14 protein-coding genes are annotated in these 18,678 nt (G+C 42.4%); 7 read left to right on the top strand and 7 right to left on the bottom strand.

Going from position 1 to position 18,678, the window contains the following annotated elements:
- The first annotated feature begins 78 nt into the window (after window positions 1-78).
- Window positions 79-957 (top strand): lipoyl synthase, encoded by an 879-nt coding sequence (gene lipA, locus P2W72_RS07690; RefSeq protein ID WP_276360463.1) that lies wholly within the window; start codon window positions 79-81, stop codon window positions 955-957.
- A gap of 10 nt (window positions 958-967) precedes the next feature.
- Here the strand turns inward: lipA and P2W72_RS07685 are convergent, their stop codons facing one another.
- The 3 genes from P2W72_RS07685 to P2W72_RS07675 all read right to left on the bottom strand — a co-directional run bounded on the left by P2W72_RS07685 (window position 968) and on the right by P2W72_RS07675 (window position 6,454).
- The gene (locus tag P2W72_RS07685) at window positions 968-2,473 is read right to left on the bottom strand and encodes an NAD(P)H-hydrate dehydratase (RefSeq protein WP_276360461.1); all 1,506 of its coding nucleotides are present in this window, start codon (window positions 2,471-2,473) and stop codon (window positions 968-970) included.
- A 122-nt stretch (window positions 2,474-2,595) separates the two neighbouring features.
- A complete protein-coding gene (uvrA, locus tag P2W72_RS07680; RefSeq protein ID WP_276360459.1) occupies window positions 2,596-5,433 on the bottom strand; it encodes an excinuclease ABC subunit UvrA in 2,838 nt (945 codons plus the stop codon).
- A gap of 199 nt (window positions 5,434-5,632) precedes the next feature.
- Complete coding sequence (locus P2W72_RS07675) at window positions 5,633-6,454, bottom strand: lytic transglycosylase domain-containing protein (protein WP_276360456.1); 822 nt, start codon at window positions 6,452-6,454, stop codon at window positions 5,633-5,635.
- Between the two features lie 231 nt (window positions 6,455-6,685).
- Here P2W72_RS07675 and P2W72_RS07670 point away from each other — a divergent pair, with 231 nt between their 5' ends.
- The 6 genes from P2W72_RS07670 to eno all read left to right on the top strand — a co-directional run bounded on the left by P2W72_RS07670 (window position 6,686) and on the right by eno (window position 14,021).
- A complete protein-coding gene (locus P2W72_RS07670) occupies window positions 6,686-8,008 on the top strand; it encodes a pseudouridine synthase (RefSeq protein WP_276360453.1) in 1,323 nt (440 codons plus the stop codon).
- A 49-nt stretch (window positions 8,009-8,057) separates the two neighbouring features.
- Entirely contained in the window at window positions 8,058-8,825 is a 768-nt protein-coding gene (locus tag P2W72_RS07665) for a TatD family hydrolase (protein WP_276360450.1), read from the top strand.
- A 75-nt stretch (window positions 8,826-8,900) separates the two neighbouring features.
- Window positions 8,901-9,920: a type I asparaginase gene (locus P2W72_RS07660; protein WP_276360448.1), complete on the top strand. Its 1,020-nt coding sequence runs from the start codon at window positions 8,901-8,903 to the stop codon at window positions 9,918-9,920.
- Between the two features lie 100 nt (window positions 9,921-10,020).
- Window positions 10,021-11,685, top strand: a complete 1,665-nt coding sequence (locus P2W72_RS07655; RefSeq protein ID WP_276360569.1) for a sodium/sugar symporter — start codon at window positions 10,021-10,023, stop codon at window positions 11,683-11,685.
- 8 nt (window positions 11,686-11,693) lie between these two features.
- Complete coding sequence (locus P2W72_RS07650) at window positions 11,694-12,671, top strand: aminoglycoside phosphotransferase family protein (protein ID WP_276360445.1); 978 nt, start codon at window positions 11,694-11,696, stop codon at window positions 12,669-12,671.
- A 48-nt stretch (window positions 12,672-12,719) separates the two neighbouring features.
- Window positions 12,720-14,021 carry a phosphopyruvate hydratase gene (eno, locus tag P2W72_RS07645; RefSeq protein WP_276360442.1) on the top strand — a complete coding sequence of 434 codons (1,302 nt, stop codon included), beginning with the start codon at window positions 12,720-12,722 and terminating at the stop codon, window positions 14,019-14,021.
- A gap of 57 nt (window positions 14,022-14,078) precedes the next feature.
- On the opposite strand, the gene P2W72_RS07640 is transcribed toward eno, so the two are convergent.
- The 4 genes from P2W72_RS07640 to P2W72_RS07625 form a co-directional block, all read right to left on the bottom strand.
- Complete coding sequence (locus P2W72_RS07640; RefSeq protein WP_276360438.1) at window positions 14,079-14,639, bottom strand: RidA family protein; 561 nt, start codon at window positions 14,637-14,639, stop codon at window positions 14,079-14,081.
- A 32-nt stretch (window positions 14,640-14,671) separates the two neighbouring features.
- The gene (locus P2W72_RS07635; RefSeq protein WP_276360435.1) at window positions 14,672-15,154 is read right to left on the bottom strand and encodes a RidA family protein; all 483 of its coding nucleotides are present in this window, start codon (window positions 15,152-15,154) and stop codon (window positions 14,672-14,674) included.
- A gap of 76 nt (window positions 15,155-15,230) precedes the next feature.
- Complete coding sequence (locus P2W72_RS07630) at window positions 15,231-16,610, bottom strand: neutral/alkaline non-lysosomal ceramidase N-terminal domain-containing protein (RefSeq protein ID WP_276360431.1); 1,380 nt, start codon at window positions 16,608-16,610, stop codon at window positions 15,231-15,233.
- 133 nt (window positions 16,611-16,743) lie between these two features.
- On the bottom strand, window positions 16,744-18,462 hold the full coding sequence (locus P2W72_RS07625) for an FAD-dependent oxidoreductase (RefSeq protein WP_276360429.1): 1,719 nt from the start codon (window positions 18,460-18,462) through the stop codon (window positions 16,744-16,746).
- Window positions 18,463-18,678 lie beyond the last annotated feature (216 nt).

Genomic DNA, 18,678 nt, shown 5'->3' with positions numbered 1-18,678 from the left:
AAGAAACACCATTATGTCAAAATACCTGATTCCTGCGCTTCAATCTGAATTCTTATTAAAAATCTGTACTTTTGTGCCATGATCGAACTACCGGTTATTCCCGTTAATCAAATGGAGCGCAAACCAAACTGGCTGCGTGTTAAACTCCCTGTGGGTAAAGAATATGCACAGGTAAGAAGTTTAGTGGATACTCATAAACTGCATACAATATGTGAAAGTGGTAATTGCCCGAATATGGGCGAATGCTGGGGGGCCGGCACTGCTACTTTTATGATATTGGGAAATATCTGCACGAGATCGTGTTCTTTTTGTGCGGTAGCAACCGGAAGACCGCTTGCCGTAGATATTGATGAGCCTAAACGTGTTGCAGATTCGGTACGATTAATGCAGGTTAAGCATTGTGTAATCACTTCGGTAGATCGTGATGACCTGAAAGACGGAGGTTCTGCAATCTGGGCCGAAACCATCAACGCTATCCGTCAGGAAAGTCCGGGAACAACTCTGGAAACCCTGCTTCCTGATTTCAGAGGTATCTGGGAAAATCTGGAACGTGTTCTTGAAACCCGCCCTGAAGTTGTATCGCATAATCTTGAAACTGTTCGCCGCCTGACTAAGGAGGTTCGTATTCAGGCTAAATATGACCGTAGTCTGGAATGCCTCCGACGTATTAATGCAGCAGGTTTAAGAACCAAATCGGGCATTATGCTTGGACTTGGAGAAACTGAAGAAGATGTATTCGAAGCAATGAGCGATCTGCTGGATGCAGGAGTTCATATTTTAACTCTTGGGCAGTATTTGCAGCCTACAAGAAATCACCATCCTGTGGTTGATTGGATAAGTCCGGAGCAATTTGAGAAATATAAGGTTCACGGACTTGAGATGGGCTTTAAGTATGTAGAAAGCGGTCCGCTGGTACGATCTTCATACCACGCAGAAAAGCATTTATTCGATTTTTAATTCGTTCGGATTATCCCTTTGAGGGACATGTGAAGTCGTGAATGACGCCAGGGATTATCCTCGTGACATATCTTGGAGGAACTGAATTCATCCCCTCCAATTCATCTCCTGCTCTTCCGTGAAGATAAACCGACAGCATAGCGGCTTTTTCAGGGGTATAAGCCTGTGCTAAAAATGCTGCGATCATTCCGGCCAGAACATCTCCCATACCGCCTACAGCCATTGCAGGATTTCCTGTGGGGTTGATCAGGATATTTCCATCGGGCAGCACGATAAAAGTGTATTGATTTTTCAGCAGAATAATAATATTAAACTCTTTTGCTTTTTTTACTGCTATTGAAATGCGGTCCCACCAGGAATCGGATGGACCGAAAAGGCGATCGAATTCTTTGACATGCGGACAGATAATGCAGTTCTCCGGTAAGTTTTTGAATAAATCAGGATTGGCAGCCAGAATATTCAGTCCATCGGCATCAATCACCATCGGAATATCTTTTAAATTCAGTACCTGCTTAAATAATTCATCTGATTCTTCATCCCTGCCTAATCCGGGTCCAATGGCGATTGAACTGTATTTACTGATGGCTGCAGTTGATTTTAATTCATTTCTTGGAATAAACATTACCTCAGGTGCATAGCTGTTCAATGCACACAGCCCTTCTTCAGGAATAGAGGCAGTGGTTAGTCCGGCGCCAGAATGCAGGCAGGCATCTGCACAAAGCAAAGCTGCTCCCATGGTTTCGGTATTGCCTGCAATGATTAAAGCGTGGCCGTAGCTACCTTTATGACTGAATGCTTTTCGAGGTTTAATGTTGCTTCGGATATCCTGTTCTTCAACAAGTTTCCATGGACCTGCCTGAGCCTGAATGTATTCCTCATCCAGGCCAATCTCAGCAACCAGAAAGCGTTCTGTGGCGTTGACTGATTCGGGAAAGAAGAAGTTAATTTTTGGCCTTTGAAAGCTGATGCATAAATCAGCCTTTAACACACAGGCATCCGGATTGATCGCACCTTCAGAGGGAAATCCGCTGGGAATATCTACTGCATAAACCTTTTTGTTAAGATTATTGAGATGGTTAATCAGTAATTTTAAAGGCCCTTCGATAGCTTTGTTCAGTCCCGAACCAATTAAAGCATCAATAATAACCTCCGCATTTTCTTCAGGGAATTCGTCACCTGTGTTGATTTCTTTGATTGAAATTCCGGTATGGTAAAGACGCTCCAGATTGGTTCTGAAATCAGGACTCTCCCTGTCAGACAGCCTGAATATCCTGACGGAAACATGCGTATAATTTTCTTGTTTCAGTAACCGGGCAATGGCTAATCCGTCGCCGCCATTATTGCCCGTGCCGCAGTAAATGCTGATTGAAGTATCCGGATCTGAAACCTCCTGCTGAAAGACCTTTACAAAAGCCAAAGAAGCCGACTCCATCAGATCAATTGAACTGATGGGTTTATTTTTGATAGTATAGGCATCGGCCTCCCTGATCTGTGAGGCGCTAAGTAGCTGGAGCATGTACTAAATTAAGAAAAAGAGTGGGTTTATTTGAAGCACAATGGGCTCTTTGTGTTTTGCAGCTGTAATTTCAGCTCGTTCCACCTTCGGCCTACCCGTTGACAGGCAGGCAGGAATGGCGGTTACATTTCCATTGCAAGAAACTTACCCGTATGACTTTCCTTTACTTTGATCAGGTCTTCCGGAACTCCTTCAAACAGAATGGTTCCTCCACCTGAACCTCCTTCAGGGCCTAAATCAATTACCCAGTCGGCCACTTTAATCACATCCAGATTATGTTCAATGACCAGAATGGTATTTCCATGATCTACCAGACGATTTAAAACACCCAGGAGCACATTAATATCTTCAAAATGTAAGCCCGTAGTCGGCTCATCAAGAATATAAAATGTATTTCCGGTATCTTTTTTGGAAAGCTCGGTGGCCAGTTTTACACGCTGGGCTTCGCCGCCGGATAAGGTTGTAGACGACTGACCTAAACGGATATAGCCCAGACCAACATCCTGCAGGGTTTTGATCTTTCTGTAAATAGAAGGGATTGGTTCGAAAAATGCCACGGCCTCTTCAATACTCATATCCAGCACATCGCTGATTGATTTTCCACGATAGCGCACCTCCAGTGTTTCGCGGTTATAGCGTTTGCCGCTGCATTCTTCACATGGAACCTGTACGTCTGGTAAGAAGTTCATTTCAATAACTTTCATGCCGGCACCCTGACAGGTTTCGCATCTTCCACCTTTTACATTGAACGAGAATCGGCCCGGCTTATAGCCTCTGATCTTGGCTTCAGGAAGCATTACGAACAAATTTCTGATATCTGAGAACACTCCGGTGTACGTGGATGGGTTAGAGCGGGGTGTTCTTCCTATCGGAGTCTGGTCGATCTCGATAACTTTGTCGATATGTTCAAGCCCTTCAATTTTTTTATAGGGCATCGGTTTTTTCTTGGCTCTGAAAAAGTGATGATTCAGAATAGGATATAATGTTTCGGCGATCAGCGTAGATTTTCCGCTACCGGAAACTCCGCTTACACAAATCAGTTTTCCCAGAGGAAATTCAACACTGACATCTTTCAGGTTATTGCCACTGGCATTCTTCAGGATCAGCGATTTCCCGTTTCCTTTTCTTCGTTCTGCAGGAACACTGATCTCCTTTTTGCCGCTGAGATAATCGTTGGTCAGGGTTTTGGCTTTGGCAAATTTCTCAGGACTGCCTTCCCCGACAACTTCGCCTCCATGTTCTCCAGCCGCAGGCCCCATGTCAATAACATGGTCGGCATGCATGATCATATCCTTATCATGCTCTACAACCAGTACGGAATTGCCGATGTCTCTTAAATTTTTTAATGCATTAATCAGCCGTGCATTATCGCGCTGATGCAGCCCAATACTCGGTTCATCCAGAATATAAAGCACATTAACGAGCTGCGAACCAATCTGTGTTGCCAGACGGATGCGTTGTGCCTCGCCACCTGAAAGGGTTTTGGCTGTGCGGTCGAGAGTCAGGTAATTTAATCCCACATCAAGCAGGAATCCAATCCTTGAACGGATCTCTTTCAGAATTTCCCTGGCAATGGTGTTTTGTCTTTCGCTTAAGCGATCCTCAATATTTTCGAACCATTTGTTCAGTGTAGCGATGTCCATGCAGGCCAGCTCGTAAATATTTTTCTGATCAACTTTGATATGAAGTGATTCTTTCTTTAAGCGGGCGCCTGAACATTCGGGGCAGGTCTTCAGAACCCTGAAATTCTCCAGGTCTTCACCAACATCCTCACCACGTTTTTCGGTTTGCTCTTCCAGCATTTTGATGATCCCGTCGAACGAGATCTGGTAATTTTGCACATTCCACTTATTGTATTCAACCGGAACGGTGATAATGTCTTCTGAACCGTTTAAGATAATATCAATGATCTCTTCGGGGATCTTTTCGAGTGGATTGGATAGTGAGAAATTATATTTTTTTGAAAGAGCTTTCAGTATCTGAAAAATCCAGGTCTCGCGGTATTCGCCCAAAGGGGCAAGTCCGCCCTGCATGATGCTTAACTTAGGATTTGGAATAACCGAATGTCTGTCGACCTCAAAAATATAGCCCAGGCCATTGCAGCGCTCGCAAGCGCCATAGGGCGAGTTAAATGAGAAGGTATTCGGTTGCGGTTCATCATAGGATATCCCTGAAACAGGATCCATGAGAAACTTACTGTAAAAGAATTCCTGATTTTCCTTATTGCTGATCTTGATAATGCCTTTTGAAACTTTAAGGGCAGACTGAATAGAATCATAGAGCCTCTTTTTATCAGCTTCGCTGACCATAAGGCGATCGATCACCATTTCAATATCATGGATTTTATAGCGGTCAACCTGCATCTTCGGACTAAGATCCATGATCTCGCCGTCGACTCTTACTTTGATATAGCCTTGTTTGCGTATCTGCTCAAACAATTCGCGGTAATGGCCTTTACGGCCTTTTACTACAGGAGCAAGGATGTTGATAGCCTGTCCGTCAAATTTTTCAAGAATGTTTTTGAGGATCTGATCCTCGGTCATGCGTTCCATTTTTTCGCCGCTCACATAGGAATAAGCTTCCCCGGTTCGGGCATAAAGCAGACGCATAAAATCATAAATCTCAGTGATGGTACCCACCGTAGATCGCGGGTTCTTACTGGTGGTTTTTTGCTCGATGGCAATTACCGGACTTAATCCTGAAATCTTATCCACATCGGGGCGTTCCATCCCACCCAGAAACTGACGGGAGTAGGCGCTGAAAGTTTCCATATATCTTCTCTGACCTTCGGCATAAATTGTATCGAAAGCCAGTGATGATTTGCCGCTGCCACTCAGTCCGGTAATAACTACCAGCTTATTGCGCGGAAAGGAAACGTCGATATTTTTTAAATTATGAACTCTGGCACCAAAAACTTCAACTTCACTTTGCTCGCCAAGGTCGGGATTAGATTTATTCATAAAGAGAATACTCGCTCAAAAAATTTATGCAAAGATGCAATTTTTTTTGTCAGAGATTATTGGTTCAGAGTCACAAAGCATTAATTGATTGCTTAACTCCGTCCCTGCCTGATTGACAGTTAGGGTATGAAGATCGGTCGAAATTGAGTAAATGAAAAAGGGCTGAATTGCTCCAGCCCTTTCCCCGGTTTATAAGGGCTTAGTTCCTTAAAATTTGCGGTGTTGCACTTCTGTTCGTCCCTTCGAAAGGGAAATCCATTTCTACCGGCGAATTGTCTTTAGCCAGAAGTCTGCTGACCCGGCTGGTATAACCGTAACGTGTTGGATTCTCAATAATCTCTTTCATTGAGATTAATTTGTAAACATAGGAAGCCGTTTCCCGGTTCAACTTCATTTTAAAATAGTTGTCCTGGTTCTGCTTGTCGATATGACGTTTCAGACTTCCTTCGCCGATATTATATGCAGCGGCTGTCAGTGTCCAGCTCCCGAATTCTTTGTACAGGGATTTCAGGTACTTTGCAGCTGCAACAGTCGACTTTTGGATATTGTGTCTCTCATCAATCCCTGAATTAACTTTCAGTCCAAAATCACGGGCAGTTTGCGGCATAAACTGCCAGTATCCTGCCGCACCTTTAGATGAAGTTCCGCTATCAAGTCCGCTTTCAACTAAGGGCATATATTTAAAATCGGATGGGATACCATATTTTTTCAAAATTGGTTCAATAATAGGGAACCATTTTTCTGCCTTTCTGTGAAGTTTGGACGTATTCAGATTCTCAAATGAATGAGCTTCAAGATATGCATACATTTTAGACCTGATCCTCTTGTCGCCAAGGGGTAAAGTCTCGTTTGCAAAACTAAGGGAGTTGAAATAAGGTTCAACTGTATTTTCGCTGTTTCGGGGCTCCAGACTAAGATTTATATAGTTATTAATATCAGCAGGAGTACTATAAATAAACAACTTGGCGATTAACAACAAGCCCAACATCACAGAACACGTAATCAAGTGTTTCTTTAGCATTTTTACCTCTCTCTTTTTATTTCAAATAGAATATTTTATGCAAAGATACAGAATATATATCTAATTATCAAACTGTTACGTTTTTGACCTGATTATAGCCCTTGTTTTGAACCTGATTTTACTGTAAATTTCTGGGTTCTTTTTCAATTTTGTTTCCCGAAGAAAAACAGCCCCGTTTCAGTAATTTTGATTAGATTTGCGGTCCTCTTTTAAAGAGATAAAAAGCGTAACATGCCATTCAAAAACAAAAGGAACAGTCGGGACGACAAATCCGAAAAGTCAAACCGGACCACGGGTTCGTCCTCAAAGAGCAATTCTTTCAGGCCTGAAAGAACAGAAGGAACGAATAATATCAAGAAAAAATTGTTTTCAGATGATTCCCGGAAGCCATTTAAGAGTGGTTTTAAGAAATCAGATGAAAAATCGGGTTCCGGTTTCTCGTCTGAGAAAAGAAATCCGGGAAGTTTCAGCAGTTCTTCTGAAGAGCGTCAGGGAAAAAGAAATTTTCGCGAAAGATCACAATCTGAATCTCCGGCAGGAGGAAGACGTAAGTTTTCTGAAGGCGGTGAGAAGAAGAACTTTGGTGATAAGCCTCAATCCGACAGAAAGGTATTTTCAGGCTCAAAAGGAGCAGATAGAAAACCATTTGCCGGACGGGATAATAAGTTTGCCGATAAGAATGCACCTAAGCGCTTCAATGATAAGCCATTTAAATCCCGTGCAGGTTCTGATAGTTCCTCATCAGAGCGTCCGAGATTCAGATCGGATGATAAGAAATGGAGCTCTGAAGAGCGTTTTGTAAATAAAAGACCCAAGAAAGCTACGGTTAAAGACGATGGACTTATTCGTCTGAACCGTTTTATTGCCAATGCAGGAATCTGTTCAAGGCGTAAAGCCGATGAGCTGATCGCTGCAGGAGTTGTTTCTGTAAACGGGGAGCCTGTAACTGAGCTTGGATTCAAAGTAGATCCGGCAAAAGATTCTATTCGTTATAACGGAGAAACACTTAAACGTGAAAAAATGGTTTATGTGCTTCTGAACAAGCCAAAAGATTATATTACTACTACTGATGATCCTCAGGAGAGAAAGACGGTGATGAATCTTGTGGAAAAGGCATCGCGCGAGCGTATCTATCCTGTAGGAAGGCTTGACCGTAATACTACCGGCCTGCTGCTGATGACAAATGATGGTGATCTTGCCGAGAAATTGTCCCACCCGAGAAATAATATAACCAAACTTTATCAGGTTGAACTGAATAAGAGTTTGTCGCAGGGCGATATGAATAAAATTGCCTTTGGTATTGAACTGGAAGATGGTGTAATTAAGCCTGATCAGGTTAGTTATGTTGCCGGTGGAAGTAAGAAGGAAGTAGGTATTCAGATCCACAGCGGGAAAAATCGTGTTGTACGGAGAATCTTCGAGAGTCTTGGCTATGAAGTTGTAAAGCTCGACCGGGTTGTTTATTCGAATCTGACCAAAAAGGATCTTCCGAGAGGCAGATGGAGATATCTGGACGAAAAGGAGATCATACAGCTTAAACACCTGATAAAATAAGATCAATTGCCTTCAGGTTTGCCTGAGGGCATTTTTATTCATATACTTCATGATCTTAACAGATACACATACCCATTTATATTACGAAACTGATCCTGAAAAACTGGACGGTTTAATGCAAAGGTGCCTGGACAATCAGGTAAGCCGTTTGTTTCTGCCCAATGTTGATTCAGAATCGGTTTCAATGGTGTTCGAACTTGCAGAACGCTATCCCGGACATTGTTTTCCTATGCTCGGACTTCATCCCTGTGATGTGAAAGATAATTTTAAGGAGGAGCTCGACATCATTTACAAAGAAATTTCAAAAAGAAAGATCTATGCGATCGGAGAGATAGGAATTGATCTTTACTGGGATAAGAGCACACTTTCTAAACAGCAGGAAGCTTTCCGTACACAGATTGAGTGGGCTAAGCAGCTGGATCTGCCAATTGTGATTCATTGCCGTGAAGCTTTTGATGAGATATTTGAGATTCTGGATGAATTAAAAGATGAGAAGCTGAGAGGGATATTCCATTGTTTTACCGGTAACCGGGAACAGGCAAACCGGGTAATCGGATTAGGGTTTTTTCTGGGAATCGGAGGGGTGCTCACCTATAAAAACTCAGGATTGGATAAGGTGGTACAGGATATTGATCTGAAACATATTGTTCTGGAGACAGATTCGCCTTATTTAACTCCGGTGCCTCACAGGGGAAAACCTAATGAAAGTTCCTATCTGGTACATATAGCTCAGAAACTGGCAGATATTAAACAGGTATCGATTGAAAAAATTGCTGAGATCAGTACAGAGAATTCAATTAAGGTATTTGGAATATAGATTTTGCTAATGGGACTTTGTACAGGAATCGGGTCTTTTATATATTTACATTCCGCAACCAATTAAAATGATTCAATGACTAACGTTCTGATTATTTATACCGGAGGGACGATCGGTATGATTAACGATCCTCAAACGGGGGTGCTTGTGCCTTTTCAATTTGAGCAGATCAAAGATCATGTCCCGGAACTTAAAAGGTTAAAATATCAGTTTAAAGTACACTCATTTGATCCTCTGATCGACTCCTCGAATATGAGTCCGGAAATCTATAAACAGATTGCCCTGCTTATTCAGAAAGAGTACGATCATTACGATGGCTTTGTAGTTCTGCATGGCTCAGATACCATGGCCTTCACGGCTTCAGCGCTTAGCTTTATGATCGAGAATCTGAGTAAGCCGGTAATTTTTACAGGCTCCCAGCTCCCCGTGAACGGTATACGTACTGATGCAAAGGAAAACCTGATTACTGCTCTGGAGATTGCGGCAGAGAAGCGGAAAGGCAGGGCAATGGTCCCGGAGGTTTGTATCTATTTCGACTATAAACTTTTCAGGGGAAACCGTTCATTTAAGTATAATTCTGAAAAATTTGAGGCATTCAGATCTCCGAATTATCCAATACTTGCAGAAGCAGGGGTATATCTTAAGTTCAGCAGAAATGCGATATTGAAACCAGGTGCTGAGCCTGTTAAATTTCATACCAGGCTCGACAGTGCTATCGGTATTCTGAAACTGTATCCCGGAATGAGTCCTGAAATAGTAAAAGCTGTGCTTTTTTCAGACTGTAAAGCAATCATCATGGAGACCTTTGGTTCGGGTAATACCTCAACTGAATGCTGGTTTCTTGAATTATTAAGAGAAGCGATCAATGCCGGAAAGCTGATTCTGAATATTTCGCAATGCAAAGTGGGAACGGTTGAGCTCGGACGTTATGAAACCAGCCGTGCACTCATGGAAATGGGTGTAATTAATGGTTATGATATGACTTTTGAAGCAGCAGTAACCAAACTGATGTATCTTTTAGGAAACGTAAAAAGCAATAAAAAAATTGCTGAATATCTTGCAACAGACCTGAGAGGTGAGCTTACGGTTTATTGATCAGGTTCTTCCAAACCCTGAGGAGTTCTTAGAACAAAGAACAGACTAAATTAACTTCTTAAAATAATTCCGTTTTTTTTAATAGGTTTATTTAATCAATCTGTTTTTTATGCAAACACCAGACTATATAGTATTCTTTGTCTACTTCATTATTGTTGCCTCTTACGGATGGTACGTTTACAAGCGCAAGAAGCACGAAAATTCAAAAGATTATTTTCTTGCGAAAGACTCCTTAACCTGGTGGGCGATCGGAGCGTCCCTGATCGCATCCAATATTTCGGCCGAGCAGTTTATTGGTATGAGCGGCTCAGGCTTTACCATGGGACTGGCGATTGCTGCCTATGAATGGCTGGCGGCGGTAACCCTGATCGTGGTTGCCGTATTTTTCATTCCGATCTATCTGAAAAATAAGATTTATACCATGCCTCAGTTCCTGACAACGAGGTATAATGATACTGTGGCCATGATTATGGCGGTGTTTTGGCTGCTTTTATACGTTATTGTCAATCTGACTTCTATTTTGTTTCTGGGAGCATTAGCAATCAGCAGTATCTCCGGGCTCGATTTCAATCTGTGTATGATCACTCTGGCGGTTTTTGCCGTGATGATTACCCTTGGAGGAATGAATGTGATTGGCTATACCGATGTGATTCAGGTAGTGATTCTGGTTCTTGGCGGATTGGTAACAACTTATCTGGCTCTGGATATGGTTGCCCAGCATTATGGATCAGCAGGTCCGCTGAATGGATTTAATCTGATGGCAAAGAATTCTTCTGACCATTTTCAAATGATATATAATAAGAACGATCCTTTTTATATGGACCTTCCCGGACTTTCAGTCCTTGTAGGAGGGATGTGGATTGTGAATCTGAATTACTGGGGTTGTAATCAGTACATTACCCAGAGGGCGCTTGGCGCAGATATTAATACCGCAAGAAGCGGGATTCTCTTCGCAGCATTTTTGAAGCTTTTAATGCCTGTAATAGTTGTACTTCCCGGAATTGCAGCCTTTGTATTGTATAAAGAAGGTGTCTTCAGTACAGAAATGACTATGAATGGCGAAGTGATGGGCGATCGCGCTTATCCGGTATTGCTTAACCTTTTGCCGGTAGGTTTAAAGGGACTTTCATTTGCCGCGCTTACCGCGGCGGTTGTAGCATCTCTTGCGGGTAAGGCAAACAGTATAGCTACCATCTTTACTCTGGATATTTATAAGAAAAAGATAAATCCTGAGGCTAATGAACATAAACAGGTGCAGATAGGAAGATGGGTTATCGTTATTTCTATGATTATGGCAGTAGTCATTGCGCCATATCTCGGGATAGATAAAAAAGGGGGCTTCCAGTACATTCAGGAATATACCGGTTTTGTTTCCCCCGGTATATTTGCCATGTTCATCCTTGGGTTTTTCTGGAAAAAGACCACATCCAATGCAGCCCTGTTCGCAACTGTGGGTGGCTTTATCATGTCAGTATTATTTAAAATATCGCCCAACTATATTGATCTCGAATTCCTGAATGCCTATGGTTTTTCCATACAAAATGCTCAGGGAATTTATGAGATCCCATTTATTGATCGTATGGGTCTGGTATTCGTGATTTGCATAGTACTGATGTATTTTATCAGTATGTATGATCATAGCCGTGGTATTAAGTCGAACGGACTTGAAATAGACAGTTCAATGTTCCGTCCTTCGGCTTCATTTACTGTAGGTGCATTGCTTGTGATTGGAATTGTTGCGGCTCTTTATGGTATTTACTGGTAGTTCTTCATATGATCTTAGATAGTGCTGAAGAAGTCCGTAAGTATCTGGTCAAAGAAGAACTGATCAATGAAGCTGAAGAAACAGAGATCAGTCGTCTGACCGGTGGGGTTTCCTGCAGAGTGTGGAAAGCCGTCAGTAATAAGGGCAGATGGGTATTGAAGCAGGCACTGGATAAACTTGAAGTGCAGGCCGACTGGTTTTCAGATGTTGAACGGATTCACCGGGAACATAAGGTAATGGAACAGATCGGATTGATTGTTCCCGACTCCAATGTGCCAAAAGTATTGCATGTAGATTATGTGAATCATATTTACATGATGACCTGTGCCGAGGAGGGAGTTCAAACCTGGAAAGATCTGATGATGCAGGGTATTTTTAATCCTGAAACAGCTAAAAGTGCAGCAATTACCTTAAGCCGGATCCATTCAAGGAGTGATAAGATTGACGAAGGTCTGAAGGCAGAGTTTAGTGATCAGAAATACTTCGATCAGCTTCGCATTGATCCTTTTCACCGGTTTTTGATCCGGAAATATCCTGAACTCTCTGTGCCAATCAATAAATTAATCAATGAGCTAACCATGCAGAAGACCTGTTTGGTTCATGGCGATTTTTCGCCAAAAAATATGCTGGTACAACAGGACGGTGAAATTGTGCTGATTGATTTTGAGGTGGCACACTGGGGGAATCCGGTATTTGACCCGGCCTATTGCTTAGGGCACCTTATGCTGAAGGCATGGCATTTGAAGAAATATGCTGAAGTCCTTCAGCTGATAAAATCATTTCTTGATCATTATTCTGGCAAGGTTCAAAATCTGCTTTGCCATTTGGGTCTGATGCTACTGGCCAGAATGGATGGAAAATCTCCGGTAAGTTATATTCAGGATGAAGAGTTGAAACAGCAGATTCGAACTAAAGCTATTGAATGGATACGGAATGAAGATCCTGAAACTGATGTCTGGCAGGCAATCAGATCACAATTCGAATAGTTTTTAATTATTGTTCAGCTTCCTGAGCGGGAGCAATTATATTTACACATGTCTAAAATTAAAGATCTAAAAGCAAGAGAAATATTCGATTCGCGAGGAAATCCGACTGTTGAAGTGGATGTATTTCTGGAATCAGGAGCAATGGGCAGGATGATGGTACCTTCGGGAGCATCTACCGGGCAGTTTGAAGCGCTGGAATTGCGCGATGGCGGCAGCCGGCACAGGGGTAAAGGGGTAAGCAAGGCGGTGGATAATGTCAATTCATCTATCAGAAATGTACTGATCGGACAGGATATTGAAGATCAGGAGAATCTGGATAATCTGATGTTAGGTCTCGACGGTACTTCAACCAAATCAAATCTTGGTGCCAATGCTATTCTGGGAGCATCATTTGCATGTGTTCATGCTGCAGCTAATGAAGTGCATACACCATTGTTCAGGCATCTTGCTGCTAAATATCTTCCTTCCGGGGATGCGGTTTCTATGCCTGTGCCAATGGTAAATATTATCAGCGGAGGCTTGCATGCCGGAAAGAATATCGATTTACAGGATTTTCTGATTATTCCTGTTTCGCCCTCAAACTATCCGGATGCATTGGAGATGATCTATAATGTGTACTGGAAAACCCGGGAAATACTGATCAAAAAAGGATATAATGCCTATCTGCTTGCCGATGAAGGTGGCTTCGGACCTGCATTGCCATCTAATGAGGCGGCTCTTGAGGTTTTGGGAGAAGTTTTCCATGCCTGTGGATATAAGCCGCGTACAGATGTGGCCATTGCTTTGGATGTTGCATCCTCTCATTTTTATGATGAAGTTAAGGGAGTATATCAGCTACATTCAGAGGGTCGTTCTTTAAGCTCTGACCAAATGATCGATATGCTGGAAAAATGGACCAAAGAACACCCGGTTATTTCCATTGAAGATGGTCTGGCAGAAAATGACTGGGAGGGATGGCAGGTTTTGACTCAGCGTCTTGGAAGCCATATTCAACTTATTGGAGATGATTTGTTTACTACCAATCAGCAGCGTTTGCAGAAAGGGTTTGATATGAAGGCAGGGAATTCCATTCTGGTTAAGATGAATCAGATCGGAACCCTGACTGAAACGGTAAATACACTCAGGATGGCAAAAAATGGGGGATTTAGTACAGTGGTTTCAGCGCGTTCAGGAGAGACTGAGGATGCTACCCTTGCTGATCTGGCAGTAGGATTGAATGGCGGACAGATCAAGATCGGTTCTGTTGCAGGATCGTCCCGTTTAGCCAAATACAATCAGTTGCTTCGGATTAATGAAGAGATTGGTAGTAATTATGCCGGTAAATCTGTTTTTAAGGCTTTTGGAATATAGTAATATACTGCAAAAAAGAAGAGGCAGAATTCTTAAGAACCCTGCCCCTTTCTTTTTTTAGTCTACGTAAGCAATACAATCGATCTGCACAAGTATACCATCGCGGCCCATTTGATCCACTCCGCAGCCGGTATAAGAACGTACCGGTGGAGGATCAGGGAAGTAGCCTCTGTAAGCCTCATTTAACGGAGCAATGTTTTTGTTGGGTTCAGCTACGGTCATGTGCACTTTAAGTACATTGGCCATAGATGATCCTGCACCTTCAAGTACTTCTTTCATGGTATCAAGCGCACTGCGTATCTGCACCTTGATGTCGCCCGGTTCAGCGCGTCTTTCGGCATACCATCCGCCTATTCCTGAAAGAAATAGCAAATGACCTGAACGGATACATCCTGATAAAACACTTGCAGGTACAGCCGGTTTTGTTCCATTGGCTGCCGGTGCTGAGACCGTAGGATTTGTATTACCTCCGCTATTGCTTCGGCGAATCACCTGCTTTTTGGGTGTCCAGCTATCTTTTTTTTGTTTTTGCTGAGCATTTGCTTCATTTGGGATTGCTGCAGCTGCTCCCGCAAGTGGGATCAGGCTGAGGCTTTTAAGAACTTTTCTGCGGTCCATTGAATATTTTTTAGATTGATTTTTGAATTTGATTAATCGACGTAGGCTATGCAGCTTACCTGGCAAAGAATGCCATCGCGGCCCATCTGGCTGGTTTTTGATCCGCTGTAAGAGCGTACAGGAGGATTCTCAGGGAAAAATTCGCTGTAAGCCTCATTTAATGCAGGTATATTTTTATTCGGATCTGCAACGGTCATCTGCACCTTAAGTACATTAGACATGGAGGATCCGGCACCCTCCAGAATCCCTTTCATGGTAGTAAGTACGCTGCGGATCTGTACCTTGATATCACCCGGTTCAGCTCTCTGGTTAGCATACCAGCCTCCGATGCCTCCGATAAAAAGAAGATGTCCCGAACGGATGCAGGAGCCAACGGGGGTCTTGATCAGCTCCTTTTTAGGATGCCATTCTTCAGCTGCCGGAGCTGTTGTTTCCTCTTCGGGTTCAAATGTTTGTTTGGCAGCACCTGCCAGAGGCAAAATGCTTAAACCTAATAGTATTTCTCTGCGATTCATAATGTATAATTATACTGAACTTATCCTCAAATAAATATAGCAAAAGCAATAATTTTGATAGACGATATCAGCATTTTTATTTGTTCTTTAAACTCATACCTGCCTGCCCTGCTAATTTTTTTATCTCATTCATAATAGCAGGTTCTATTGATTCTTTCCATTTGGCCGGCATGCCAAATGCCATTTGGGAAGTATGGCCCTCATATCCGCCTTCGCGTAATATTTCTGCTGTAGGAATATATGCCATCACATCATTGGAATAACCCATCACAAACAGATCGGGTCCCAGAATTTTTTTCATGTTGATCGCATAATCAACTACCGGTTCACCACCCAATGCAACAATCGCCTGATCTCCCAGCTTCCAGAATTGAACCGGATAAGGATAAGTACGAATGAAGACTTCCCCATTATTTGCCCGTTTAATCATGTTCAAAGCCCAGTTCTTGATGTAGCCGCTTTCTTTTGAAGCGATATTGGCAAGCTCTTCCTTTGTTGGAGCATTTTCAAGTTCAAGACTCACTTCAGAATATGCGGTTTGTAGCTTAGGTTCAAGATTTTTCATTTTTCCGTCCAGCACAGCATCTACTGCAAGGGCAAGTTCCCCGCCGTATTGTCTGGCTAATGGGACGGATTTTCTGGGTAAGGCATTTTGATTGCCGCCGCAACCCTGAAAAAATAAGGCTGTTGCTCCCGGATGTGATTTTTCAAGGGCAATCTGCGCATATCCTGCATAGTCGCCTGACCATTCATAACCATGTAATACGGTATTATGACAGGCGTATCCAAAGGCCAGTGCCAGAATTTTACCCTTTTGATCACTTACTTTGAGCACCGGAACTGCGTAATCGCTCGGACCTTTCAGGTCAGTTTGTGCATCTATTTGATTCTCAATATTATTTCTTCTGTTTACAGCAAAACGGGTAATGCCATTTTCAGATGAAATATTTACAGGCTTCATAGAACTTAGTGCTTTCCTGACGATGGATTCGATCTGAAGCTCAAACTTTTTGGTATAGCTTGTAATTCTTTGTTTTTGAGTGTCGTCCAGGGGATAAAGATCCCACAATGCATCAACAAGTACAGGTCCTGAATGAGTATGCGAGGTATTGAAAATAATCTGACTTCTTGAGAACTTAAATCTTCTTTCCAATCGGTTTCTGATCGAATCTGAGATGCTTTTAGGTATTCCCGAAAGATCGGTAGTAATGAGTACTGCCTGTTTGCCGGAAGCGTCTTCTATTACCAGGGCTTTTGCCCAAAGCTCGTGAAGTTTGCCATCCGACGGGCTTGTTCTGTGGGCAAATCCGGCCATCCACAAAGACTGTTCAGGAGTTATGATTACGCTTGAAACTCCTGCTTTCCAGCCCGCCTGATTCTTATCCTGTGCGGATGAATTTTGTACGGATAGAATAATAAATGACAGAAAAGTAATTAAAACGATAATTTTTTTCATAATGTGATAAAAACAGTTGTGCCGGTATTAGCAAAAGCAATTTAAAAATTTAATGAACAGCAGGTTCCGTTAATCTGGATTTTATGAGCAATCGTTTGGATTCTGAATTCAGCAGGTTTTAATTCTCGCAACCTTATTGAAGTACCTGCTTATACCTTATAAGGTCTGCTTCCAGCTCCCTGTATGGAACATCCTGAACATTGTAATTTTTATCAATAGCTATGGATGCGGCAATTGCTGCCGACTGACCTAAAACCATAAATACAGGCTCCATTCTTATTGATCCGAACGCGATATGGGTAGCAGAAAGACAAACCGGAACAATCAGATTATTAAGGTCAGATTTCTTGGGTACAATTGATTTATAGCTTATCGGATAAGGACCGGCGACATGAGCTTCCACATTACCTTCATTTTTTACAAATCCATTGGCATCCACATAACGTTTGATATTGTGCGAGTCCATACCATAGGCGCCCATTCCAACCGGATCCACGGCAACTACGAGACGTTCACAATTTTTTTGTGTCATCACATAATCACTGATCATGCGTCTGGCTTCCCTGATGTATAATTGTTCCTGCCAGCCGTCTTTGCTTTCATATTCATCTTTGCAGGTACCCCATTTAGAAACAGCCTCTCTTACCCTTGCCGGAATGCGCGGATGGTAAGCCAGTGTCCACATTAAACCCTGCTGGTATCTTTTATGGTGTTCAGCAATTTTTTTACGCTCTTCATAAGTAGCTTCGGGATAAGAATAATTCTGACCGATGAAATCTGTTGAGAAGCCTTTTTGATTATTGGTATCTGTTTTGCGGTTGGGCATGTCAGAATTTATCCAGGGCACCAATGGGTCGCCATAGTCATACATCTTCTCAACCGGGCCATCGGCTGCCTCATAGTTCCTGAATAATAATTCATAGTCCAGTTCTTTGTATCCTGCAGGTTTGGCAAATGGAATTCTGTTCTCCGGATGATCAGTCAGGGTCATCCGATAACAATAGGCCTGAATTTTAGTATCTCCCTTACCATCAATTCCCGGCTTCTCAGGATCAATAAATGGCAGTAACCCACTTTTCGGATCTCCTTTTCTGATGTAGGGATCAACACCATCAACGAAATTATGATATGCACCATTCATTGATATTGTTTTGCGTAGTGTTAAGCTTACCCTGTTGGCCTGAATACCGTTCAATGATTCGCCATACTGATTGTTGGATTCGCGGCCTACTGTATAATTTATTCCTGCAGCTGCCATGAGATCGCCTTCATAGCTGGCATCAATAAAGATTTTTCCTTGATAGATCTGCCCGCTTTCCATCTGAATGGAAGTTATTTTTCCTGCGGTCTTTTTCACCCCTGTTTTCCTGTTCAGACGCTGATTATAAACCAGGCTTATATTTTGCTCTTTACTGAGCATGTCTTTATATACCTTTAATGCAGCAGAAGGTTCAAATGTCCACATGGCATCTTCATGGGCTGCGCTGGTTGTTTGTCCGCCGTCTTTATAAGTTTCCCTTTTTTGCCAGATCCAGTTTTCAGGTTTTTGGTAATAGGCTTTTATATTTTGATAGAATTCACGCGATAAACCCCCGATAGCCTGTTTGTTCCCAATATCGGTCTGCCCGAGTCCTCCGGTTGTTAGTCCGCCGATTCTGTTAGTAGGCTCAATTAATACAACTTTCTTACCCATCCTTGAACTTTGGATAGCTGAACTGATCCCTGCAGATGTGCCTCCGTAAATCACGATGTCGTATTGTTGGGTAGTCTGACTTATTACCGGTTGATAAGCTCCACAGATCAAAATACAGACAAGCGCAACGGATGCAGAAAGGGACTTTAACTTAATCATGAGCATGTTTAATTTCTTCAATAGAAATAAAACTAATGAAATATTTGTGCTTTAATATCATCCTCATTAAAAAAACAGGATTCCTGGTTTGAGTCTTTTATAATGCTTTAATGAGGTAGATTGATTGAGGGTGATGATCAATCTGTAAATAGATTTTCATAATCAGAACTAGCTGTAAGAAACTAAACTGATTACAATTCTTTCAGAGATGCTTTT

The sequence above is a fragment of the Daejeonella sp. H1SJ63 genome (assembly GCF_029360775.1).
Classification (GTDB): Bacteria; Bacteroidota; Bacteroidia; order Sphingobacteriales; family Sphingobacteriaceae; genus Daejeonella.
Note: the sequence above shows the minus strand (reverse complement) of the source record. Positions and strands in the feature narration are given on the sequence as shown.